This window comes from Sneathiella sp., from assembly GCF_036960985.1.
GTDB lineage: Bacteria > Pseudomonadota > Alphaproteobacteria > Sneathiellales > Sneathiellaceae > Sneathiella.
The window spans coordinates 189,477-212,692 of record NZ_JBALWD010000002.1 but is presented as its reverse complement, the minus strand read 5'-3'; the positions used below and the strand labels follow the sequence as shown (position 1 = coordinate 212,692).

Here is a 23,216-nt window from a genome sequence, read left to right as displayed (position 1 = left end):
TGGAAGTGCCGGCACTTCTTCATCGTTTGGAGTAACCGGCAAAGTTTTCGGTGCTACAGAAAGCGGCGCTGCTGGCACGATCGGGACAGCCGAAGCTGCAGGAGGTGTTTGCTCTTTCACATCTTCTGGCGTGACGGCAAGAATGGTGTCTGGCGCACTTTCTTCGTCTGGTGAGAAAACACTGAAAAAATGTGCGCCTATGTCTTTACCAGTGCTGTCTTCAATAGCTGCATTGACGAAGGAAACGGCAAGGCCTATGCCTCCGCCAAAAAGTGATCCTCCAATCAGCCGAGATCCTGGGTTTATCTGGTCGCCTGTAATTTCCCGGTATATGGAAGACACTCCTGGGATATGTTGTAGCGGATTAATAATGTCGAGAAAGTCGTCAAAACCGAAACCGTCTCCTCCAAACGCGTCGGCTTGATCGCCCGGTACAGCGGTTGCGGCCGGAACATACTGGGCCACAGGCGAATTCGGGAGCGCTCGGTCTAGATAGGCGTAGGGGTCGCTGGTTATAGGGTTAATCGACATTCATCTCTCCTTACTTCTTAATGAGCAAGGTTTATGCCAACAAAAAAGACAAGAAAACTGCGAAAAAACAGCATTTAAAAACCACCGCACGGCAATAATTGCCGTCTTTAAAAGGAAAGGCTACAAATAGTGCCCGCTCCGCTTTCTCTTGGTTGCAAGATAAAGCTCATTATGGGTATTGGACGGAAACTTATGGGTCACGCGCTCGATAACCTCAACTCCGTGACGCTCCAACCCCTCAACCTTTTCCGGATTATTGGTCATCAAACGGACCTTTTTAAACCCAAGCTGCAGGAACATTTCAGCGGCTGGTTGGAAAACACGCTCATCGGCATCGAATCCCAATCTTTCGTTGGCGTCGATGGTATCAAATCCCTGGCTTTGCAATTTGTACGCCCGTAATTTGTTGATTAGACCAATTCCGCGCCCCTCTTGCGCAAGATATAACAAGACCCCGCCGCCGGCTTCGTCAATTGCCTTAAGGGCACCGCGAAGCTGCTCGCCACAATCGCATTTGAGCGATCCAATCAAATCGCCGGTAAAACATTCTGAATGTAGTCGGGCGAGAACAGGCTCATGCCGATTGGGGTCGCCGACAAGAATGGCCAAATGTTCAATGCCGCCGTCTTCAGGACGAAAAGCGTGGATGGTTGTGTTTTCTGATGATTGTAAGGGAACGCGGGCTGCCGCAACAGATTTCAACTGCACAGCAGCAGTTGCTTCAAAAGCGGAAATATCGTCAACGGTGACACTGGAGAAATCTTCTTTCACGGCAAGGTCAGCGGCAACCTCGGCAGGCATGTCTGACGATAGGACTGACGGTAGCAGGCGCGCGAGTTTCGTCAGCTTGATTGCACTTGGAATGGTATTTGGCAGATTTCCTTTCATGCGTGTGAACGGTCCACGAAAAGGCTGATCCAGATCATGGGTTGCATCCGCAAGTGCGCGCATAAGCGGTGCATCCATCCAATTCTCTATTATCAATCTGACAGCAGCATCACCGGTGGGCTTGATATGTAGGACATTTGCTCGATGTGCGGTCAGCGCTAAAACAGGAAGTGTCCCACCCAGGTTTTCGAGCTCTTTCAACTCGGCTGCATATGCCATTTCAGTTGCCAGAACAATGGAGGCCTCTTTGTCGGCATAGACAACGATGGGTAGGCCGCGGCGAAGATCCGCAATAGCGCGATCAACATTGCGTAGTTTTTTTAGTTCTTTTTTTTGTACGTCAGTTTTGCTCATGGCGTCCCGGTTTCCAACGGTTGTGTTTATCGACCAACCCAAAGAGTATTAGCAGGCGAGGAGGGCGGGCGGCAATTATTAATCTGGTTTCCAGTCTATATATGCATTTAAACTCAAAATCTTAACGGCCGCCCGCAGTTTATAGAAACCAAAGCTTCATTTTTCGATGGAGATCCGGCAAGATGCATCTGACAACCCCGTGATTTAGGAGTAAAGGCAGATCACTTCTATGTGAAAAAAGGGGTGTTGTGCGCTGCTTAGCCCTTGAATACAAGGATGGGGAACCAATTTCTATGGTAGTCAAGGCTGCTACTGGCGCCGCAACGGAAATTTAGATGGGGATATAATAATGACAACCGGCAAAAAAATTCTACTGGTTGACGATGATAATAGCCTTCGCGAGACACTGGCAGAGCAGCTGGACTTACATGAAGAATTTATCACCATGCAAGCAGATAATGCGTCTTCTGCGCTCGAAAAAATAAAGACCAATCATTTTGATTTGATTTTGCTTGATGTGGGGTTACCGGACATGGATGGGCGTGAAGCCTGTAAATTGATCCGCAAAGCTGGAATCAAGGCGCCAATAATTATGCTCACCGCACAAGATAGTGATAGCGATCAGATATTGGGATTGGAATCTGGTGCCAATGATTATGTATCAAAACCTTTTCGAATAGGCGTCTTGCTGGCGCGTATTCGGGCACAGTTAAGACAACATGAGCAAAGTGAAGATGCTGTTTTTACAATTGGACCCTACAGCTTTCGACCTGCAAACAAGCTTATGGTGCACAAGGAAACTGAGCAGAAGGTCCGATTGACGGAAAAAGAAACGTCGATTTTGAAGTATTTGTATCGGGCCGGACGTAAGGTGGTCTCGCGGGATATATTGCTGAACGAAGTTTGGGGATATAATGCAGGCGTGACAACACATACGCTTGAAACACATATTTATCGACTACGTCAAAAAATTGAAGACGAACCCTCTTCAGCCTCTATTCTGATTACCGAAACCGGGGGCTATAGACTAGCTCCGTGACGGGTGCTTCATCCGTTTTCTCTGAGTATTCGCCCGGCGAGATACAGGCTGCCCGCGATCAAAAGGCGGCAGGGGCCCGCGTTGAGCTCAACCTGTAAAGACAAAAGGCTTGCCTCCAGGGAATCTTTCGCCGTCATCGAAACACCACCGGATCGGGCGAGCGCCGCAAGTTCCGTCGATGATGTTGTCGCGGCCTCTCCGTCAATGGAAATACAGCACCCTTTGCTGATTGTGCTGCATAATTGCGCGAAAAAGGCCGTCTGGTCTTTTGTGTTCAACATGCCGGCGACCAAATAGGCAGGTTTCGGATCTGTTGCATTCCACTTTGCAAAGGTGTTTGCCACTTGTTCTGCTGCGGCAGGATTATGGCCGCCGTCGAGCCAGATTTCTACGTGTGATGGTAACTCATCCACTAAGGGCCCTTTAGATAATCGTTGCAGTCGTCCCGGCCAGTAGACACTGGCTAATCCTTTTTCAATTTCGGCCTCGGTGACATCAAACCCTGACAATTGATCTAAACAGGCGACGGCTGTTGCAGCGTTTGCGATTTGATGTGAGCCATGCAAGGAAGGTAGCGAGAAATTCCGGCGGCCTTTTTTCGACGAAAAACTCCAGCCATTGTCATGCTCAGAGAAAGTCCAATCAGATCCATATATATAAGGTGTCGCGCCAACGGCTGCGGCCCGGGAGATTAAAACGTTCGAGACAAGATTTTCTTGAGGACCAAAAATTGCGGGGACACCTGATTTTAATATTCCTGCTTTTTCACCTGCGATGCCAGCAATGTCAGTTCCGAGATATTGAGCATGATCCTGTGAAATAGGTGTGATCGCTGTTAATGCAGGCTTTTCAATAACATTTGTTGCGTCAAGGCGCCCACCGAGTCCGGTTTCCAGCAGGAGAATATCGGCAGGTGTGTCGGCAAAAGCCTTGAAAGCAGCGGCCGTCGTCACCTCAAAATAGGTAATCGGGGCCGATCCGTTAGCGCGTTCACAATACGACAGTAAATCTGCCAGCGCCGCTTCATCAATGACCGATCCAGCAAGGCGGATCCGCTCATTGAACCGAATGAGATGCGGAGAGATGTACACATGAACTCTATATCCAGCCGCTTCCAGCATAGCGCGAAGATACGCCAGCAAGGATCCTTTTCCATTGGTTCCGGCAACATGGATAACGGGCGGAAGGCGCAGTTCGGGATGGTCAATCTTTTCCAGGATCTGCCACATACGGTCCAGCGACAGATCAATAATTTTTGGATGCAGCGCCATAAGCCGCGTCAGAATATGGTCGGTTGTTTCCAGAGCCATAACTAACCCGGACTATTCTGCGGCTTTCAGATCTTTCGGTGCGTCTTCTTCGACGCTTTCCGCGACGACGGCCAGTTCTACTGGCTTCGTTTCTTCGGCAATAACAGCGTCTTTTATTCTATTTCCCATAAGGTCAATAAGACGGGCTAATGTTACGCGTAAATCCAGACGGTGGACAACCATATCAAGCATGCCGTGATCAAGGAGAAATTCTGCGCGCTGGAAGCCTTCAGGCAGAACTTCACGAATTGTTTCTTCAATGACTCGTGGGCCAGCAAAACAGATAAGGGCACCTGGTTCTGAAATCTGGATATCACCTAGCATGGCATAAGAAGCTGTTACGCCGCCCGTTGTCGGGTCGGTGAGAACAACGATAAAAGGAAGATTGGATTCCTTCAGGCGCTGAATAGCGACTGTTGTTCGCGGCATCTGCATTAGCGATAAAATTCCCTCTTGCATCCGCGCGCCGCCCGCCGCTGAGAAAAGGATCAGAGGTGCTTTTTGTAAAATGGCTAACTTGGACGCGGCAACGATAGCCTCACCGACAGCAAGGCCAAGAGAACCGCCCATAAAATCAAAATTCTGTACGGCGACAACTGCTGGGTTGTCGGTAATACGGCCGTGGGCAACAATCATGGCATCGCGATCACCGGTTTTACTCCGGGCATCTTTAAGGCGTTCTGTATATTTTTTAGAATCTCTGAACTTAAGAGGATCGGCCGGAACTTCCGGTAATTCAATTACATCATATTTAGCGTCATCAAAAAGAGCTCTGAACCGTTCTGTTGGTCCGACGCGCATATGGTGCTCACAATGGTGACACACATTCTGGTTCGTTTCCAAATCGTTGTGAAACAGCATTTGACCGCAACCCGGACATTTGATCCATAGGTTGTCAGGCGTGTCCTGCTTTGCGGTTAATTGGCGGAATTTCGGAAGAACCTTGTTTGTAAGCCAGTTCATATGTCAGTCCTGCTCGTTCTTTTTTACGCCACGGATGCCTTTTGAGATTTTCCTGGCAATATCTAGAACCCGTTCTACAGCATCTTGGTCATTGCTGCCAAGCGCAACCTGTTCTACCAAGGCTGTGCCAACAACGACGCCATCCGCTATTTTCGCGATTTCTGCTGCTTGTTCACCTGTCCGCAGGCCAAACCCGACGGCAATTGGCAAGTCTGTCGTTTTGCGGATTCTATTAACGGCAATAGCAACGTCGCTGGCCTTTGGCGCCGCGGCTCCCGTGGTGCCCGCGATGGACACATAATACAAAAAGCCGGAGGAATTGGCGAGTACGGCCGGTAGACGTTTGTCATCTGTCGTCGGCGTGGCTAGCCGAATAAAGTTTATCCCTGCTTTAAGGGCAGGAAGACAAAGTTCTGCATCTTCTTCGGAAGGCAAGTCGACCACGATGAGACCGTCAACCCCCGCAGCGAGCGCATCCGTCAGGAAACTGTCAACACCATAGGCATAAATCGGATTGTAATATCCCATCAAGACAATTGGCGTGTCATCATCCGATTTTCGAAATTCGGAAACCAACCGCAAGGTAGACTTCAACGTCATTCCGCCGGCGAGTGACCGCAAGCCGGCTTGTTGAATTGCCGGCCCATCGGCCATGGGGTCGGTAAAAGGCAATCCAACTTCAATAATGTCCGCGCCCGCTTTGGGCAGGCCTCTGACAATTTCCAAGGACGCCTCAAAGTTCGGATCGCCTGCCATAATGTAGGTGACAAATGCGGCGCGGCCTTCTGCTTTCAGCGCCGCAAACCGTCGATCAATTCGCGTTTCGTTCACAATTTAACTCCCAACGCATCCGCAACCGTAAAAATATCCTTGTCGCCCCTGCCAGAAAGATTGACAACAATTAGATGATCTTTTGGCAAGCCAGGTGCCAGTTTTTCCAAATACGCCAAGGCATGTGCTGATTCCAGCGCCGGAATAATGCCTTCCAGTTTACAACAAAGCTGGAAGGCCTCTAGGGCTTCGGTATCCGTGGCGTTGACATATTCGACGCGGCCAACGTCATTGAGCCAAGAATGCTCCGGCCCTATGCCTGGATAATCGAGTCCGGCCGAGATAGAATGTGCTTCAATGATCTGTCCATCATCATCTTGCAGGAGATACGTTCGGTTGCCGTGAAGAACACCCGGACGGCCACCTTTCAACGATGCCGCATGTTTATCTGTGTCGAGACCATGTCCAGCCGCTTCGACGCCGATGATGTTAATTCCTTCGTCATCCAAAAATGGATGGAAAAGACCCATGGCATTCGATCCTCCGCCGATGCAGGCTAAAAGCGTGTCTGGCAAACGGCCTTCCTGAGCCAGCATTTGCCGTCGTGTTTCCTCACCGATAACAGTTTGAAAATCGCGGACGAGCTGTGGGTAAGGGTGCGGACCGGCGACAGTGCCGATAATGTAGAAGGTATCGTCCACATTGGTTACCCAGTCCCGCAGGGCTTCATTCATGGCGTCTTTTAATGTGCGGGAGCCAGAGGAAACGGGGACGACTTCCGCGCCCAGCAATTTCATACGAAAGACATTTGGTTTTTGCCGTTCGATATCAGTTTCACCCATGTAAATCGAGCATTTAAGCCCAAATCGCGCGGCCACAGTCGCGGTAGCGACACCATGTTGCCCGGCCCCGGTCTCGGCAATTATGCGTTTCTTGCCCATGCGCAATGCAAGCAGGATCTGCCCCATGCAATTGTTAATCTTGTGGGCGCCTGTGTGATTGAGATCCTCACGTTTGAGATAGATTTTCGCACCGCCAAAATGCTCGGTCAGGCGTTCGGCAAAATATAACGGGGATTCCCGGCCCACATAATGTTTCAGCAAGCCACTGAGTTGTTGCGCGAATTCAGGGTCCTTTTTTGACGCTTCATAAGCTTCATCCAATTCTAAGATGAGCGGCATCAGTGTTTCGGCGACAAACTGGCCGCCAAATATGCCGAAATGCCCAGTTTCGTCGGGTCCAGCCCGATAGGTATTCAGTTGTGACATTGTGAATTCAGCCTCTAAATTTCGTTCAACGTTCAATTTCTGCCAATGCAGCCAAAAAGGCGGCAATGGCTGCCGGGTCTTTGCGGCCAGGTTCGCTTTCAACCCCTGAAGAGGTGTCAACAATCTCGGCGCCGCTGATTTTTACGGCTTCGGCCACGTTCTCTGCGGTGAGTCCGCCGGCTAACATCCAGGGAATAGAAAACTCTAGTCCCTGCATCATGCGCCAATCGAAAACCAGACCATTGCCACCCGGTAATGCATTTGCCATGTTTTTAGGGGCTTTCGCATCAAACAGCAACATATCTGCGACTTTTTCGTAACTTTTTGCCTCTTCAAAATCAGCTTTATCTGAAATTTTTACGGCTTTGAGAACACGAATACCGAATTTCTGCCGGATAACGCGAACCCGGTCCGGAGATTCCGATCCGTGCAGCTGTATCCAATCTAGTTTTACGCTTTCGAGGACGGTCTGGATCAGGAAATCATCGGGATCAACAAACAGACCGACTTTGTCCACATTGTCAGGCACATTGGAGGCAAGCTGCGCCGCCAATTCTGGATCGATGTATCGCGGGCTTGACGGATAAAAGACCAGGCCGATAAAGCGCGCGCCGTGGCTTACCGCTGTATCAACCGAGGTTTGATCGGAGAGTCCGCAAATTTTACCTTGAACTGGCATCAGGCGGCCAAACTGTCGAGAATGGTGCCAATGGCACGCGCCGGGTCATCGGCTCCTGTTATCGGGCGCCCGATAACCAGATAGCTTGCGCCGTCTGCCATGGCCTCCGGCGGCGTTTTCACGCGTTTCTGATCGCCGTGATCCGCTCCGGCCGGGCGAATACCCGGTACGACCAGTTTGAAGCCAGCACCGCATATGTTTCGGATCGCAGTAATTTCCCGAGGACTGCAAATGACACCATCTGCACCATTTTTCTGGGCAAGCTCGGCGAGGCGGAGGACTTGATCTTCCGCGGTGCTGTTCACACCAACAGAAGCCAAATCGTCATCATCCATACTTGTCAGGACAGTTACCGCCAGAATAAGTGGGCGGGTTGCGCCAAATTCTGCAGATGCATCGGCCGCCGCGCGGATCATGGCCGGGCCTCCGCTGGCATGTATGGTGAGCATATTCGGGGTCATTATTTTGGCCGCCGCACGGACGCCACCCGCGACAGTATTTGGAATATCGTGAAACTTCAGATCAAGAAATAACGGGGTTTCCGGGCCCGCAACATTCAACACACCTTGCGGACCATGGGCTGTAAAAAACTCCTTACCAAGTTTCAATCCGCCTGTAACCGGACCAAGAGTTGATCCGAGGGAACGGGCGGCGTCCAGGTCGGTGGTATCGATTGCCGTAAAGACGGCATTTCGCGGGGCTAATCGCATAAATATAAGTCCTTTATTCGGGCCGGAGTCAATTTCAGCGGTGATAATAGAAGTTTTCGTCAAAATGGGAAGCGATACAGGCACAAATTTCCGAAATCGCGTAATATAAACTATTCATCGTCAACTTTACGTTGTTGCTCAAGAAATGCCTTCAATTCAAACTTCTTGGAAGACGGGAATCTGTTTTCAAGTGTCGAAAAGGATGAAATTCGATCAATTCGGAAATTACGGAAACCCTGGCGAAGCTCGCACCAACCAACAAGGAGTTGCACCGGGTCGAAGAAAACCGTGAGCATGGGCCAAATCGTCCTGTCAGTGTCCGTGCCAGCAGTGTCCTGATATTGAATTTCAATTTTGTGAAAGCCGCGAATTGCCGTCCGGAGCTTGCGCATATCAATATGGATGTCTGGCGGTGTCGAAAATTGCGGCACGATGTGACGAACCGACCGCAATAAAGATCTTCTTTCTACCGGCATCACCGCTTCAATTTTTGCCAGAACGTCATTTGCGGCACGGGATAGTGCCGGATCGCTCCGTGCTTCAACCAGCCGTACACCCAACATGATGGCGTCGATTTCTTCGTCTGTGAACATCAACGGTGGTAAATCATAGCCATCGCGTAACATATATCCGATGCCGCGCTCTCCTTCGATGGGGACGCGGTTGCTCATCAAATCCTGTATATCGCGGTAAATGGTGCGGTCCGAGACTTCAAGCTCTGTTGCCATTGCATGAGCGGTTGTTACGGATTTACGCCGTTGCAAAATTTGAACGATTTGAAAAAGTCGATCTGCGCGTCTCATTGAATCTTTTTTCCGTTTTCTCATATCAACTGACAGGAGGGTGTCAGTTGCTTGTTGATATTAGGTGATTATTGAAAATTACACAATGAAATGAGGCTCTCATGGAAACGCCATCTATCACCATTCATCAATTCCCGCCTTTCCTGCAAATGCAGGCAAGCCCTTTTGGTCTCAAACTCGAAACATGGCTCAGAATGAAGAAGATTCCGTACGAAACAGAAGTATCCTTCACCAAAATGGGCCCGAAAAACAAGGTGCCTTTTGCAACAATCAATAATGAGGTCATCGGCGATAGTGAGCTGATCATTGATCGGATTGAAAAAGAAACAGGCACGGCTGGATCGGTTGCGCCTGCGCAAGTGACCAACTCAAATGACATATTGATCCGGCGCATGGTGGAGGAGCATATGTATTTTGTTCTGATGCATAGCCGTTGGATCGATGACGACGGATGGGCCGTCTTCCAGCCTTTAGTCTTTGGGCATATCCCGTCAATCTTCCGGTCGATCATTTCTCGAAAAATCCGCAAGATCGTAAGGCGCAATCTAATGGCCCAAGGTATCTCACGACATAGTAGTTCGGAAATATATGCGAAGGGGGCGATTGATATTGCCGCGCTTTCGGGTGCATTGGGAAACAAACAGTATTTTATGGGTAAAGAGCCTGGTCTGGTCGACGCGTCAGCCTATGGTTTCCTTGCCAATCTGCTCTACGCGCCGTTGCGCAGCCCGTTGCTCGCAGCTGTAAAAAAATACCCCAATCTCGTGGCATATGGTGATCGCATGCGCCGGGAAATTTGGCCAAACTCTCCCAGGGGTGGGGGTGAACTAATAGCGTAGTCGCGTTAGTTGGATTGGGTATAAACGAGGATGGCGGCGGCAAGATCTTCCAATGCTGCACCGGTGGATTTGAACAGCGTTATTTCGTCTTCATTTAGGCGTCCGTCATGTTCGCCGGCACAGAGGCTAAAAAGATCTGCCTTGATGTCAGATTCTTTGATAATTCCATCGTTTAGGGGTTGCACGATATCTCCCGCTTCGTGCAACCCGCCTTCGAAAGTGTCGACAAATAGACTGGCGACAGTAACCGCTGTATCGTCAGACTCGCGCATGGCCGGCGTGAAGGCGCCGACTAAATCCAAATGCGCTCCGGCTTTCAACCAGTCGCCTTGAATGATGGGATCCGTTGAAAGCGTGGCACAAGAAATGATATCAGCGGTCCGTGCTTCCTTTTCCAGATTGACAATAGCCCGTGCGGGCAAGCCTTCCGCTGTGAGAGCGTTCGCAAGTACTTCCGCTTTGTCACCATTATGGTTCCATATTTTTATGTCCGTTAATGGGCGCACGGAACAATGGGCGTGGATAAGATAAGGTGCCAAGGCGCCAGCGCCGACCATCAATAGGGAATTCGAATTTCTACGAGCAAGGTATGAGGCGGCGAGGGCGGAGGCGGCGGCGGTACGACGTAACGTAAGCTCGCCCGCGTCCATGATGGCAACGATACTGCCATTGGCCGCATCAAAAAGCGTGTAGTTCCCTTGCACGGAAGGCAGGTTTTTTGAGCCGTTTTCCGGCATGACGGTTACCATCTTAACACCAAGATAGCCACGCTGTTGCCAGGCGGGCATCAAGAGTAGCATTCCGTGTTGAGAGTTATTCTTGTCCAGCGGATGATGGTGCCGCAGTGGCATGGTGCAGCCTGATTTAAACATGTCGCGTAAGGCACCAATTAGATCAGGGTAGTTTAAGGCCGCCGCGACTTCTTTTGGGCTGAAGATCCGCATTTTATAGGTGCTTACTGCTGATGTTCGAGGCGCGGTGTCTGTGGCGATGCCGAAGACGTATTATTCTGGGAGGTGGGTTTTGTCTCAGCCAGATCTTGGGTAAGTTTGGTATTCTGGCCTTTTAAATCTGCATTTTCGCGGCGCTTTTGCCGATTTTCAGTTCGCGCCCTTGATCCGCGGCGCCAGGTAACGAAGGAGCCGATAACCAATCCAATAAATCCAGCTGCAAGTAAAAGCAAAAAGAGCGGTAAGTCAAAAACGAAGGGTAGGGGGTCCAGGGAGAACATGACCTCGTGTCGATTGGCAATGCTGAGCGCACAAATAGCCAACGCAACGATTATAAAAAAGATCCAGGAAACAAATTTCAGCATGTCCAGCCTTGAATATCAAACTGATGAATAATCAGATTACCGACAAACTCACTTAAAGGCGATACTTAAGAATCCGCGTTCAGTCGATCGCGCAATTCTTTTCCGCATTTGAAATAGGGAACATATTTTTTGTCGACTTTGACAGCTTCGCCTGTTCGTGGATTGCGGCCGATCCGTTCTGCCCGCTCTTTCGTTGAAAAAGCGCCAAATCCGCGCAGCTCAACCCGATCACCCCGAGACAATGCGTCTGATATTTCATCAAAGATGGTCGTTACAATGCGTTCGACATCGCGCTGGTACAAATGGGGGTTATTTTCCGCAATGAGCGTGATGAGTTCGGATTTGATCATGGAAGGCTCCCCCTGAGACGTATATATTTTATAAATTAGCGATGTGTCTTTTGATTTCTAGTTAGGTTGCCAAAGGGAAAGCAGTCCGTCAAGTGTAAGCCGTTCAGTTATAACGCTTTTCCCCAACATTCCGCTAAAAAGGCGCTCAATGAGGGGTTTTGGTTCGCTATAATCAACTTTGTGAAGCGGCATCGAGCGCGAAATCTGCCGTTCTGATTCCAACCATTGGCGTGCTTCTTCGATTCCGCCCAATTCATCAATGAGGCCATTGCGGAGGGCTGAAATACCGATAAGGACGCGGCCATCGGCAAGACGGCGCACCTCGGATTCTTCAAGCGGGCGCCTTTCCGTGACCAAGCCAACAAACCAATCGTAGGTTTCGGTGACCATTGTCTGCAAATTCTCGCGTCCCGCTTTGGTAATCGGCTTGAACGGAGACGGGTCGCCTTTGATGCCACCGGATGTTATCGCTGTGGCGGTGACGCCCACTTTTTCCATAAGTTCAGAAAATTCAGTGAGCTGAACGATAACGCCGATGGAACCTGTAATTGAAGATTCGCCCGCAAAGATGCGTTCTCCTGCGAGGGCGGTCAGATATCCGCCCGAGGCGCCAATGGTTCCAATTATGGTAACAACGGGCTTTTTTTCCGCAACGCGCCGAAGCGCTTTATACAGACGTTCACTACCGTAGGTGGATCCGCCGGGGCTGTTAATATAGACGATCAGCGCTTTTGCTGTGTCGTCATCACGAACCCGGCCAATCGCCTCTTGTCGACGTTCGTTCTCAACAATAATTTCGCTGACATCCAGCCGAGCGACATGGTCTGTCAGTTCATCCTCGGAAAAGCTGTCGAAAACCCAGACGCCTAGAACGATGATGAGGATGATGGCGACGATGCGCCAAAAAGACAGGCGCCGCTTGAGGCGGCGCCTGTCCTGTGTCGTCTCGTTGTCAGTAGACATTCATCTCTCCAAGGAGGGGGGTTGTCATACCGGCAACAGAGCCTGTCATGGGATTAGTCTTTCCCTTTTTCGTCGGCGTCGCGCATTGCGGCACCAAGAATATCACCAAGCGAGGCACCGGCATCGGACGAACCGTATTGCGCAACAGCCTGTTTCTCTTCGGCAACTTCTTTGGACTTGATTGACAAGCTAACTTTACGGGTCTTGCTGTCGATAGATGTGATTTTCGCATCAATCTTGTCGCCAACTGCGAACCGGTCAGGGCGTTGCTCTGCTCTGTCACGGCTAAGGTCACCTTTACGGATAAAGCCGACGACACCTTCGCTGACTTCAACGTCAATGCCGGCATCCTGAATTGCGGAAACCGTACATGTTACAACGGCACCCTTCTTCATTTCAGTGGCACCGGCAAATGGATCTTCACTCATCTGCTTGATACCAAGGCTAACCCGTTCTTTTTCGACATCGATGTCGAGAACTTTAGCTGTCACCGTATCGCCTTTTGTAAATGCCTGGATTGCCTGTTCACCAGGTTGGCTCCAGTCGATGTCGGACATATGAACCATGCCATCAACATCATTTTCGAGACCAACGAACAGTCCAAATTCAGTGATATTCTTGACGATGCCTTCAATTGTCGATCCCACAGGAATGGTTTCGGCGAAAGATTCCCAAGGATTGTCAAGGCACTGCTTCAAACCAAGGCTGATGCGGCGGCGAGATTGATCAACTTCCAGGATCATGACTTCAACTTCTTGAGACGTTGAAACAATTTTGCCTGGATGCACGTTTTTCTTCGTCCAGCTCATTTCAGAAACATGGACAAGACCTTCAACGCCGGCTTCCAATTCAACAAAAGCACCATAGTCTGTGATATTTGTTACTCGGCCGTGGAATTTGCTGTTCAAAGGATATTTTGCGTCAAGGGCATCCCATGGATCTTCTTCCAGCTGTTTCATGCCAAGGCTAATGCGCTGTGTTTCTTTATTCAGGCGAATAACCTGAACTTTAACAGTTTCACCAATGGTAAGAGCTTCAGAAGGATGATTGACCCGACGCCATGCGATATCTGTCACATGAAGCAGACCATCAACACCGCCGAGGTCAACGAACGCACCGTAATCGGTGATATTCTTGACAACACCCTCAAGTGTCTGACCTTCTTCCAATGTGGCAATTAACTCAGAGCGGGCTTCCGCACGGCTTTCTTCCAAAACAGCACGGCGAGAAACAACAATATTGCCCCTACGACGATCCATTTTCAGGATCATGAACGGTTGGGGCATGCCGCGGAGCGGTGCAATGTCGCGCACAGGGCGGACATCAACCTGGCTACCTGGCAAGAACGCAACGGCGCCGGAAAGGTCAACTGTAAAGCCACCTTTTACGCGACCGAAGATAATGCCGTCGACACGTTCTGCGGCGGCAAAAGCCACTTCGAGTTTTTCCCAAGCTTCCTCGCGGCGCGCTTTGTCCCGTGACAGAACAGCTTCACCAGCAGAGTTTTCGATGCGTTCGAGGAATACTTCGACGCTATCGCCAATTTTCAAATCCGAGTCTTGTCCCGGAGCGGCAAATTCTTTTAAGGGAATGCGGCCTTCTGATTTCAATCCGACATCAATAATGGCCAGATCATTTTCAATATTAATAACGGTGCCCTTGATGACAGTGCCTTCAAGGTTGTCATTGGCGCCATAAGATTCTTCAAGCAGCGCCGCGAAATCTTCCATTGCAGGCATGCCTTCATCGGCAAGTGTAGTCTCAGTCATATTTTTGAATTCCTTAACAATCCAGATATCAGGCCAAACCGGTCTTCCGGCGGATTGATGGCCTCAGGCTTCTCTATATTCTGTTCGCACGCGAGAAGCATTTATATAAGGTGTTCCGGCGTGGTCGGAACGGTTCGTCTTAAGGTATGCGATTATCGATAAGGACACTCGCAGCTTTGAGTGCCGCTTCTATATCCAATTTTGACGTATCAAGCAAGTGCGCATCTTCCGCTTTTTTAAGGGGTGACGCATTCCGGCCCTGATCCCGCGCATCCCGAGTTTTCAATTCAGCTAATATTTCGTCGAACGAAACATCGTTGCCTTTAGCGATCAGTTCGTCAAATCGGCGGCGAGCCCTGATTTCTGCGGTTGCCGTGACATATAGTTTAACGTCCGCATCCGGGCAAACCACCGTGCCAATATCCCGCCCGTCTAGCACCGACCCGGGTGCGCGGCGTGCGAAATCGCGTTGATACTTTAAAAGAGTGGCCCGTACTTCAGGAATTTTCGCTACGACCGAGGCGGCGTTGCCGGTTGATTCTTTACGTAAATCAGGATCATCCGCTGAAATTTCCTCTACGCGCATGGCGACGTCCGCTGCCATGTTCAGATCCTTTAAATCCCGGCCTTCCCTCAACATCAACAGGCTAACTGCGCGATACAGGGACCCTGTATCGAGATACTGAAATCCGTATTTCTCGGCAATTCTTCGGGCCAATGTCCCCTTTCCCGCAGCGACCGGCCCATCTACGGCAATGATCATGCGTGGGGCCCTTGAGAAAACTGACCACCAAGGCTTTCAAGAAGTTGAACAAATCCGGGAAAGCTGGTTTCCATGACTTGTCCATCATCGACGGTTACAGGCTGTTCGGTTGCCAAGCCTAAAATCAAAAATGACATGGCAATGCGGTGATCAAGCTCGGTTGAGACCGTTCCCCCGCCAGACGGAGCTGTGCCAGTTCCGTCAATAATCAAACCGTCTTCAAGCTCTTCCAAAGAGACGCCGCAAGCTTTCAGGCCAACGGCCATCGTTGCCAGGCGATCCGATTCTTTTACCCGCAACTCTCGCAGGCCTTTCATGACTGTTTTTCCTGTTGCGAAGGCCGCGGCAACAAATAAAACAGGATATTCGTCGATCATCGACGGCGCACGGCTGGCCGGAACCTCAATTCCTTTCAGGGGCCCCCCTTTAACATGTAAGTCGCCCACCCGTTCACCGGCTTCTGTCCGGACATTGAGAACGTCAAGATCCGCCCCCATTTCTACCAGCGTTTCGAACAGACCATCGCGCAACGGGTTCAAGCCGACATTCAGGATCGTGATGTCGGAGCCTGGTATGATAGCTGCGGCGACCACAAGGAAAGCGGCCGAAGAAGGATCTCCCGGTACAATAATATGCGTTGGCGTCAGCTCTTGCTGGCCGCAGAGCATAATTTCACGGGAACCATTTTCAAGTGCGGTCACCGTGACCTCGGCGCCGAAATGACGCAGCATATTTTCGGTATGGTCGCGGGACGGGCGCGGCTCGACGATCCGGGTTACTCCCGGCGTATCCAGCGCGGCGAGCATGATAGCCGATTTCACCTGAGCGGACGCAACGGGAAGCTCATAATCAATGGGCATAAGCTGATTACCCGTCACCGCCAACGGAAACCGACCTTCAGAACGGCTGGTTATTTTTGCCCCCATTTCAGTTATCGGTAAAGCAATTCGCCCCATTGGCCGTTTATGGAGCGATTCATCTCCGCAGAAAAATGTTGTGAAAGGGCAAGATGCAACAAGTCCCATCAATAATCGGGCCGCGGTACCAGAATTTCCCATATCCAGCACGCCATCAGGCTCGGAAAGGGCGCCAACGCCGCGACCAAATATATGCCAAACTCCTGCGGCGTCTTTAAAGACATCCGCTCCCAGTGCGCGCATTGCGGCAGCAGTTCGCAGGACGTCTTCGCCTTCCAATAGGCCGGTTACATGCGTTTCTCCCGCAGCCAGGCTGCCCAAAATAAGGGATCGATGGGAAATCGATTTATCGCCGGGGACATTTACAGTACCCGTCAAGGCTGGTGACCGGCACGCCGTAACCGGTTGATACGTTGATGTTTCAGAGGTCATAATTTTATCGGATCTGGAATTTCCGGCAACCCGGAAAATTTCATAAAAACGGTTGAAAATGTACCTGTTTTTAGCAAGCTTTTCCGTCAATGTCACATAAAGCTGTGGTTTCAATGAAAGAAACTTTTGACAGCGCTTGTTTATTCTGGCAATTCAGCGCATCAGATATCTAATTTGGGCGCTGTTAGTCGTCCAGAACAAACTTAAGGATATGAGGTATTTAATGGCAAATCCGAAATGGGGCGATAAGCACCGGTGCAGCTCCTGTACGAAGCCGTTCTACGATATGAAAAAGAAACCGATCATCTGCCCGGTCTGCGGCGCAGAAAATGTTCCGGAAAGGCTTCTGAAACCGCGACGTAATGCCGGGCCGTCTGCCGCGGAGAAAAAAGCCATTGCAGCTGCAGCGGCAAAAAGAAAAGAAGAACTCACCAAGCCAACCAAGGATGATACAGATCTGATTGATCCGGACACGGTGGATATGCCAAATGATGATGAAGAAGAAGATGACCTGTCGGGTGTAGTCATTGCTCCCAAGGGCGATGACGAAAGCTGATTTTCAAGCCAATGCATTTTTGTCTTGAAAATTATAAAGCTTCGGCATAGTTTCCGATTTCATTTGCTGAGAAATTTCAGCAATTGTGGGGCCATAGCTCAGTTGGGAGAGCGCTTGGATGGCATTCAAGAGGTCGATGGTTCGATCCCGTCTGGCTCCACCAAAAATTCAAGGGCTTAGCTGGAAACAGCTAGGCCCTTAATTTTTTCAAGTATCAATAATCGACCATTGAAATTGATTTTAAAAGCTACTCGTTGACGGTTTAAGACTATTCCCCATCAGCACGTATGGGGTTTGTTATTCTGAGACGGAAGGGCGAGATCAAAACACGTGCGAATGGCCGTAATAGGCTTGGCAATCAGGCGATACCAGAGGCAGCCGTATAGGTCCAGAGCCGTCACCATTGATGCACGTCTCAGCAAAACTTTATTGCGCGTATTAATCGAAATCAAATATGGAGCGAAACGTCTACTTCAAAATTACATCGCGTAGATAACGAAGACAGGACAGTATTCGATATTAACCATGTTTCACTGATACTTTGACGTACGATTGCTTACATATTAGCGTTATCTAAATTTTTACAGGATGAATATGATGAAAATCGTAGTTTTTCTAAGTGACTTTTTATTGGTTCGTGGTTTAGCCATGTTCAAACAACTCGCTCTTTTAGGCGTTTTCACCCTATGCTTCGCTGGTTTCGCACAAGCAACTACGGTTTCCGGCAATTTTAGCGGAACAATAGATGCACCACGTTTGGCTACAGGTTCACTCGTGACCACGGGCGGGTCACCAATAAACTGGCTTGGGGGACGCCGACCAGTGATGAGGCGGACGGAGTTGAAGACGGCAACTCAAGCTCTCTAAAAGTGAACAACGGTTCCTTCGGTGCGGAGATTACGTCGCCGGGAATAATCTTGTTAGGCACGATTACTTGGATTAATCAGTCCAATTGGAACGACGGATTCAACTGGAATAGCGGCGTGAACCTACTCATCGACTTTGCACCACTTACCAATCCGCCACCGTCATTTCAATCTGTTGCCTTCTCTATTCAAAATACACCCGATCCGAGTGACGATACTGATACAAATGAAGAGACAGGACTGAATTCCGATGTGATCGATGGTATGGCATTGTCCCCGACGGGGTTTGGTGCTCCAATCTTTCTTGGTGAGGGGCTTGTCCTGACCAGTTTCTTCTTTGACATGTACGATGCCGGGTCTGCTGGATCCGAAGTAGGGTATGGCGGGTTTGGCAGTCTTTATAATTCGGAAACTGGAAGATGGGAAAACCGCGAGGGAGTTGAATCAACAATTGGTCTCTTTGGTAATATCGACAACGTAACCGTATCAGCCGTTCCCCTGCCAGCGGCATTACCCCTGTTCGGGGCAGCGTTAGCGATATTTGGATTTATACGGCTAAGAATATCCCGCTAGAGCCTGCGGCAAGGGGAGCTTTGTTCGCAATCCGGAAGTTCGTGCAAGCCAAACGAAATTTTGCGCTGGCCTCTTATTTCAGGTTGTGGCCGGCCATCAATATCCCCTTAGCGATACCACAGCCTTGTCGGTTGAGGATTACGGGTAGTCACTAGCCCTCTAACGCGGGGGTTTCCCTTCGTCTTTCGTATCCGCACATGTTTCACGTGAAACAAAAACATTTTTATGCTCTTTTAATTAGAAATTCAGAGTAGTTTTACCACTAATCTATTTGGCGTCCGGCCGCGTATAAATGGGTATTGCGGCATTAAAGGTTCTTGCAAAATTCTGTTGTTGTTATAATACAGTATGAATAAATGTTATTTATATTCAGTTGGAGTGAGAATGCGGTTTTTGAAAGAATTACTTGTTGTTGCGATCGCGATGCTGCCGGTATTGCCGGCAATGGCAGATTCCGAAGAACCCGAAATTTCCGATAAAACCGACCAAAGCGGGGACTATTTGATTCTCGGGCTGGGCGTTGGATATGCCCCCGAGTATATAGGTGGGGACGAGTACGAATTCATTCCGCAACCCTCCATAAACGCAAAATATAAAGATTTCTTTCTGAATACCCGCGGTTTTGGCATGACATATAGCGGCTTCGGCTACAATGTTATTGATGATAACGGGTTTCGGGCAGGCCCGCTTCTTAACCTGGATCTTGGGCGGGACGAGGACCAAAGCAGTGATTTGCGGGGCCTCGGTGACATTGGGACGACATTGCTTGGCGGTGCCTTTATCGAATATGAGCCGAACAATTGGCGGTTTACAGTCGCAGCCCTTTATGCGCTTGCCGGGGATGTGGAAGGTTTTGGCGTCAATGTAAGTGCTGGCTATGATTTCAAGCTTTCAAAAAAGCTGGCTATTACACCTTTTGTTGGATCTACCTGGGTCTCCAAGAAGTATTCAGAAACATATTTTGGTATCGATAGTGCACAGTCAGCGCGATCCGGGCTCCCGCAATATAATGCCAGTAGCGGTTTTAATAATTTCTCTGTTGGCCTCAATACCCGCTACTTCCTCGATCAGAATTGGGCGATATTGGGAATTGCGTCGTTCAACAAACTCTCGGGTAGTGCGGCTGATAGCCCACTTACAAAACTTCGAGGGAGCGATACCTTTGGCTATGCGTCGGCTAGCATTTTGTACAAGTTTTAGATAATCGATTGGTTTTGAAGAGAGGGATAGCGTGCTGCATAAGGGACTAAAACAAACCAATAACAACAACAGTAAATTTTTTATGTCGACCTTTAGCGTCAGTTTTCTATTTGCGTCCTTTTTCCTGTTGCCCGCCGCTTCTTCTGAAGAAAAAGCAAAAAATTGGGAACATGAAGTTAAGCTTTATTTATATGCGACGGCAATCGAAGGGGATCTTGGCATCAGGAACGTCAATGTCCCACTTGATGTTGAGTTTAGCGATATTCTGGATAATTTAGAATTCGGGACCATGGGCTTTTACGAAGCAAGAAAAGATGATCAGCTATCTTTAATGTTCGATATTGCGTATTTGTCCCTCTACAATAAGCAGAGTCCGGTTAGTAATAATGTCGTAACAGTCAACGCGAAAGCAGAGTTGAGTCAACTCGTTGTTGAAGCGCTAGTGGGCTATAAAGTCATTGATTTTGAAGATCCAGACTCATTTAGCGGTAATGTTAAAGTGGACTTGATCGGTGGCGCACGATACAACGAACTTAATTTGTCCCTGGGAACGGCTGTTTCCGTTCTTGGATTTACGAGCGCTGCAGTTCGTAAAAAAAAGGTGAGTTGGGTAGATCCAATAATTGGCTTCAGGGCGCGATTTAACCCATCGGAAAAATCACGATTAACATTGTATGGCGATATTGGAGGGTTTGGTGTTGGATCTAATAATACCTGGCAGATCCTTGCAAGTTACGCCTATTTATTTGACAATAATATTGAGGTTACTGCTGGATACCGGGTGCTATACATGGATTATGATGAAGGCAGCGGGGCTGATTATTTTGCCTACGACGCAACCTATAGCGGCCCCATGATTGGCATTGGATATAGGTTCTAGTTTAACCAGCCCGTATTTCAATAGAACATCCTTGTAGAATGGACTGCTTAAACAATCTGCATTAGATACTCCCGGCGTAAAGAACTGTTCTCGGTGCACCAGAGTTTCCTGGAACAGACTATTTGGGTTTCGGCTCCGGTTCTTCCAATGCCGCGCCCAGAACTTGTGTTTTCTGCGCTTCCGTCAAGTTTTCATATTCACTGTCCGCCAATCTAACGGTTACCTGGCGGTGGGCAAACTTGATGCCATTCTCTTCGAATAATTCGCGGATCCGTGCATAAACATGTTTACGTATGACGAACTGGTCGCCGGGACGGGTCATGTATTTTACCCGAATGATCATTGCTGAATCTTCCATGGCATAGACGCCCTGGGATTTGAGCGGTTGCAAGAAGTCTTCCCCAAACTCCGGGTGTTGTTGTAATTCTATACCGAGGTTTTTGATCAGCTTTCTGACCTTCTCAACGTCTGTGTCGTACGTAAGACGAAGTTTCAGCTTCATCATGACCCAATCTCTGGAATAGTTTTTGAGCATCCGGATTTCGCCGTAGGGAATGGTATTCAGCGGGCCCATATGATGGCGGAGTTGCAAAGACCGGATGGTAATCCGTTCCACGGTGCCTTTGACGTCTCCCACATCGACATACTCGCCTTTGCGAAAGGCATCGTCGAAAAGAAAGAATGCACCGGAGAATATATCCCGGATCAGGGTCTGGGCGCCAAAACCGACGGCCATACCAATAATACCGGCACCGGCAAATAAGGGCCCGACATCCAGCCCGAGACCAGATAGGGCGATCATGGCTGTCATCACGACGATTGTTGCCAGAATAGTATAACGGATAAGGGGCAGGAGGGTCGCGATACGTGTCGCACCGGCACCGCCGCCTTCCGAACCAGGCTCTGCTTCCGCGCCGGTCCCCTCGTCTTCGATTTTTCGCTCTATGGTAATTTTTGCGACTTGGAAAACAATATATCCGGCAATAAGGACGATCACGACGTCCCAAACGCGGACAAGGGAGCTTTCTTCATCAAAAAGATCGATACCCCATTGGGCGAGAAGGAAGACACCGGCAAACCCAAAGATAACCAGGAGAAGTCCCTGGCGCGCCAGGCCAACATAAGTCAAGTCCCGGGTTATTAACGGATCGGGGCCCGTTTCTGTTCTTTCTAGAACCGTTGGTTCGTCATCGTCTGACAAAATTGTTGTCGTGACGACCCTGGTGACGTCGGGATTTTCTTGATGGAACTGGATTTGGCGTTTGGCCAGCAGGCGATCGATGATCACCGTGCCAACACCATAAACGGTTAGGCAGGCAATGAGTGTGAAGAATAGCGCGGCCATCAAGCCAAGCGCGTTTGGCAACTCCATGATCAGGCGGTAAACAGACACAATACCGGCATATGCGAAATAGACGCCAAGAATATGATGCCAGCTTGCTGCAAATACCCGGACAATAAGTGATAGCTCTGACGGGGGCGTAGAGCCCCGAATGAGCTTCGAGACGGCGTCCCGCGCTTTGTAAAGAACAACATTTATAAGCGAAAGGAAGACGACGACCATGATAATTTGAAGAGTTGCCAGTGAGGTCGGATTAAGACCGAGTTGCTGTAGCCATTCAGTCAGACCGACAATGGATAAACCGAAGATAAATATTCCCCGGAGCCAGCTAAAGATATTACTCGCGTCGGCGTCAGACATATCCGGTATGCGGCGCACTGAGGCGTCTGGCGCAAGCCAAATTCTCCAGATTTCGACCATCAGCATAGCCATGGCAACGGTGGAAACCCATTCAAAAATTGTCACCTCTTCGAAGGTGCTGTCCCCAAGGACGATACTTGCTAGTGAAATGGAAATGATCGCGAAAATGACGACCCCGACGGTCCGGCCGAGGTAGCGGGCCAACAAAAAACACATATTGATACTGCGTTCTACGGGGAGGGCTTCCCAGATAGGTCTGGATTTGGCCATATACCATTTTAGAAAGAGTTGCTCAGCAAAAATACCGACGCCCATAGCCAGAACGACGACCAAAACGGCCCACCAGAGACCGTTCCCGCCAATGGCTGTACTCGCGTCAATAAGAGTTTCCGCAACATTCGGAATAACCTGTGGAACTTGCTCTAAAAGTGTCAAAAAGTTTGTCCGGAACGAACCAATGGCCGTTTGAAAGTCCTCCGCAGCACCCGGCCCGGCAGGGGCTATTGCTGCCTTTCTCGTGGAAACCACGACAACATCCAAACCTTTAGTGGCGGCGTCATCAATAATTTTCTGCAACGATTCTGATGTTAAGGCTCCTGTTTCCTCAGCCGTTTGAGCCACGGTGCTAAGAGGCGACGCAACCCAAAGCATAAGACTGATAGTTAGTATTTTAAAGAAATGTCCCCACATGGCCAATCGTGCCCCATACCAATAATTAAATATTATTTTCATGTGTAGTTTAAACAAAGCACCGCTGAATTCAATTCGATTGTCC

The 23,216-nt window shown here is 49.5% G+C and carries 23 protein-coding genes, 1 tRNA gene and 1 pseudogene; 8 read left to right on the top strand and 17 right to left on the bottom strand.

All coding sequences use genetic code 11. The features are described 5' to 3' along the window. Positions 1 to 531 (bottom strand): annotated as a pseudogene (locus V7723_RS02130) (hypothetical protein); the annotation flags it as partial. 120 nt (positions 532 to 651) lie between these two features. After that, positions 652 to 1,773 carry a GTP cyclohydrolase II gene (ribA, locus tag V7723_RS02125; protein WP_335682768.1) on the bottom strand — a complete coding sequence of 374 codons (1,122 nt, stop codon included), beginning with the start codon at positions 1,771 to 1,773 and terminating at the stop codon, positions 652 to 654. 349 nt (positions 1,774 to 2,122) lie between these two features. On the opposite strand from ribA, the gene V7723_RS02120 reads away from it, so the two are divergent. Then, positions 2,123 to 2,812 carry a response regulator transcription factor gene (locus V7723_RS02120; protein ID WP_335682767.1) on the top strand — a complete coding sequence of 230 codons (690 nt, stop codon included), beginning with the start codon at positions 2,123 to 2,125 and terminating at the stop codon, positions 2,810 to 2,812. An 8-nt stretch (positions 2,813 to 2,820) separates the two neighbouring features. Here V7723_RS02120 and V7723_RS02115 read toward each other — a convergent pair whose 3' ends face one another. The 7 genes from V7723_RS02115 to V7723_RS02085 form a co-directional block, all read right to left on the bottom strand. Continuing rightward, positions 2,821 to 4,122 carry a bifunctional folylpolyglutamate synthase/dihydrofolate synthase gene (locus V7723_RS02115; protein ID WP_335682766.1) on the bottom strand — a complete coding sequence of 434 codons (1,302 nt, stop codon included), beginning with the start codon at positions 4,120 to 4,122 and terminating at the stop codon, positions 2,821 to 2,823. Positions 4,123 to 4,134: 12 nt separating this feature from the next. Next, positions 4,135 to 5,085, bottom strand: a complete 951-nt coding sequence (accD, locus tag V7723_RS02110; protein WP_335682765.1) for an acetyl-CoA carboxylase, carboxyltransferase subunit beta — start codon at positions 5,083 to 5,085, stop codon at positions 4,135 to 4,137. Between the two features lie 3 nt (positions 5,086 to 5,088). Beyond that, positions 5,089 to 5,916, bottom strand: coding sequence for a tryptophan synthase subunit alpha (trpA, locus tag V7723_RS02105; protein WP_335682764.1), 828 nt, complete (start codon positions 5,914 to 5,916; stop codon positions 5,089 to 5,091). Beyond that, on the bottom strand, positions 5,913 to 7,124 hold the full coding sequence (gene trpB, locus V7723_RS02100) for a tryptophan synthase subunit beta (protein ID WP_335682763.1): 1,212 nt from the start codon (positions 7,122 to 7,124) through the stop codon (positions 5,913 to 5,915). The genes trpA and trpB overlap by 4 nt, the downstream gene beginning before the upstream one ends. A gap of 25 nt (positions 7,125 to 7,149) precedes the next feature. Continuing rightward, positions 7,150 to 7,803, bottom strand: coding sequence for a phosphoribosylanthranilate isomerase (locus V7723_RS02095; protein ID WP_335682762.1), 654 nt, complete (start codon positions 7,801 to 7,803; stop codon positions 7,150 to 7,152). After that, positions 7,803 to 8,513: an orotidine-5'-phosphate decarboxylase gene (gene pyrF, locus V7723_RS02090; RefSeq protein ID WP_335682761.1), complete on the bottom strand. Its 711-nt coding sequence runs from the start codon at positions 8,511 to 8,513 to the stop codon at positions 7,803 to 7,805. The genes V7723_RS02095 and pyrF overlap by 1 nt, the downstream gene beginning before the upstream one ends. A 110-nt stretch (positions 8,514 to 8,623) precedes the next feature. After that, positions 8,624 to 9,316: a helix-turn-helix transcriptional regulator gene (locus tag V7723_RS02085; RefSeq protein WP_335682760.1), complete on the bottom strand. Its 693-nt coding sequence runs from the start codon at positions 9,314 to 9,316 to the stop codon at positions 8,624 to 8,626. Positions 9,317 to 9,417: 101 nt separating this feature from the next. Here V7723_RS02085 and V7723_RS02080 point away from each other — a divergent pair, with 101 nt between their 5' ends. After that, positions 9,418 to 10,155 carry a glutathione S-transferase family protein gene (locus V7723_RS02080; RefSeq protein WP_335682759.1) on the top strand — a complete coding sequence of 246 codons (738 nt, stop codon included), beginning with the start codon at positions 9,418 to 9,420 and terminating at the stop codon, positions 10,153 to 10,155. A gap of 5 nt (positions 10,156 to 10,160) precedes the next feature. Here V7723_RS02080 and V7723_RS02075 read toward each other — a convergent pair whose 3' ends face one another. From V7723_RS02075 to aroA, 7 genes are all read right to left on the bottom strand, one after another. Beyond that, on the bottom strand, positions 10,161 to 11,099 hold the full coding sequence (locus tag V7723_RS02075; protein ID WP_335682758.1) for an ornithine cyclodeaminase family protein: 939 nt from the start codon (positions 11,097 to 11,099) through the stop codon (positions 10,161 to 10,163). Between the two features lie 11 nt (positions 11,100 to 11,110). Continuing rightward, positions 11,111 to 11,470, bottom strand: coding sequence for a lipopolysaccharide assembly protein LapA domain-containing protein (locus V7723_RS02070; protein WP_335682757.1), 360 nt, complete (start codon positions 11,468 to 11,470; stop codon positions 11,111 to 11,113). 65 nt (positions 11,471 to 11,535) lie between these two features. After that, positions 11,536 to 11,820, bottom strand: a complete 285-nt coding sequence (ihfB, locus tag V7723_RS02065; protein ID WP_335682756.1) for an integration host factor subunit beta — start codon at positions 11,818 to 11,820, stop codon at positions 11,536 to 11,538. A gap of 57 nt (positions 11,821 to 11,877) precedes the next feature. Next, a complete protein-coding gene (gene sppA, locus V7723_RS02060; RefSeq protein ID WP_335682755.1) occupies positions 11,878 to 12,783 on the bottom strand; it encodes a signal peptide peptidase SppA in 906 nt (301 codons plus the stop codon). Between the two features lie 53 nt (positions 12,784 to 12,836). After that, positions 12,837 to 14,552: a 30S ribosomal protein S1 gene (rpsA, locus tag V7723_RS02055; protein WP_335682754.1), complete on the bottom strand. Its 1,716-nt coding sequence runs from the start codon at positions 14,550 to 14,552 to the stop codon at positions 12,837 to 12,839. 139 nt (positions 14,553 to 14,691) lie between these two features. Then, complete coding sequence (cmk, locus tag V7723_RS02050) at positions 14,692 to 15,315, bottom strand: (d)CMP kinase (RefSeq protein WP_335682753.1); 624 nt, start codon at positions 15,313 to 15,315, stop codon at positions 14,692 to 14,694. Next, complete coding sequence (gene aroA / locus V7723_RS02045; protein ID WP_335682752.1) at positions 15,312 to 16,664, bottom strand: 3-phosphoshikimate 1-carboxyvinyltransferase; 1,353 nt, start codon at positions 16,662 to 16,664, stop codon at positions 15,312 to 15,314. The genes cmk and aroA overlap by 4 nt, the downstream gene beginning before the upstream one ends. Before the next feature lie 223 nt (positions 16,665 to 16,887). On the opposite strand from aroA, the gene V7723_RS02040 reads away from it, so the two are divergent. The 6 genes from V7723_RS02040 (at position 16,888) to V7723_RS02015 (ending at position 20,739) form a co-directional block, all read left to right on the top strand. Continuing rightward, entirely contained in the window at positions 16,888 to 17,220 is a 333-nt protein-coding gene (locus V7723_RS02040; protein WP_335682751.1) for a TIGR02300 family protein, read from the top strand. Positions 17,221 to 17,307: 87 nt separating this feature from the next. After that, a tRNA-Ala gene (locus V7723_RS02035) sits at positions 17,308 to 17,383 on the top strand. A 431-nt stretch (positions 17,384 to 17,814) separates the two neighbouring features. Further along, on the top strand, positions 17,815 to 18,087 hold the full coding sequence (locus V7723_RS02030; RefSeq protein ID WP_335682750.1) for a hypothetical protein: 273 nt from the start codon (positions 17,815 to 17,817) through the stop codon (positions 18,085 to 18,087). A 2-nt stretch (positions 18,088 to 18,089) separates the two neighbouring features. Beyond that, positions 18,090 to 18,659, top strand: coding sequence for a hypothetical protein (locus V7723_RS02025; protein WP_335682749.1), 570 nt, complete (start codon positions 18,090 to 18,092; stop codon positions 18,657 to 18,659). 384 nt (positions 18,660 to 19,043) lie between these two features. Further along, entirely contained in the window at positions 19,044 to 19,859 is an 816-nt protein-coding gene (locus V7723_RS02020; RefSeq protein ID WP_335682748.1) for a MipA/OmpV family protein, read from the top strand. 82 nt (positions 19,860 to 19,941) lie between these two features. Further along, the gene (locus V7723_RS02015) at positions 19,942 to 20,739 is read left to right on the top strand and encodes a hypothetical protein (RefSeq protein WP_335682747.1); all 798 of its coding nucleotides are present in this window, start codon (positions 19,942 to 19,944) and stop codon (positions 20,737 to 20,739) included. Positions 20,740 to 20,857: 118 nt separating this feature from the next. Here V7723_RS02015 and V7723_RS02010 read toward each other — a convergent pair whose 3' ends face one another. Further along, on the bottom strand, positions 20,858 to 23,173 hold the full coding sequence (locus tag V7723_RS02010) for a mechanosensitive ion channel family protein (protein WP_335682746.1): 2,316 nt from the start codon (positions 23,171 to 23,173) through the stop codon (positions 20,858 to 20,860). Positions 23,174 to 23,216: the final 43 nt, after the last annotated feature.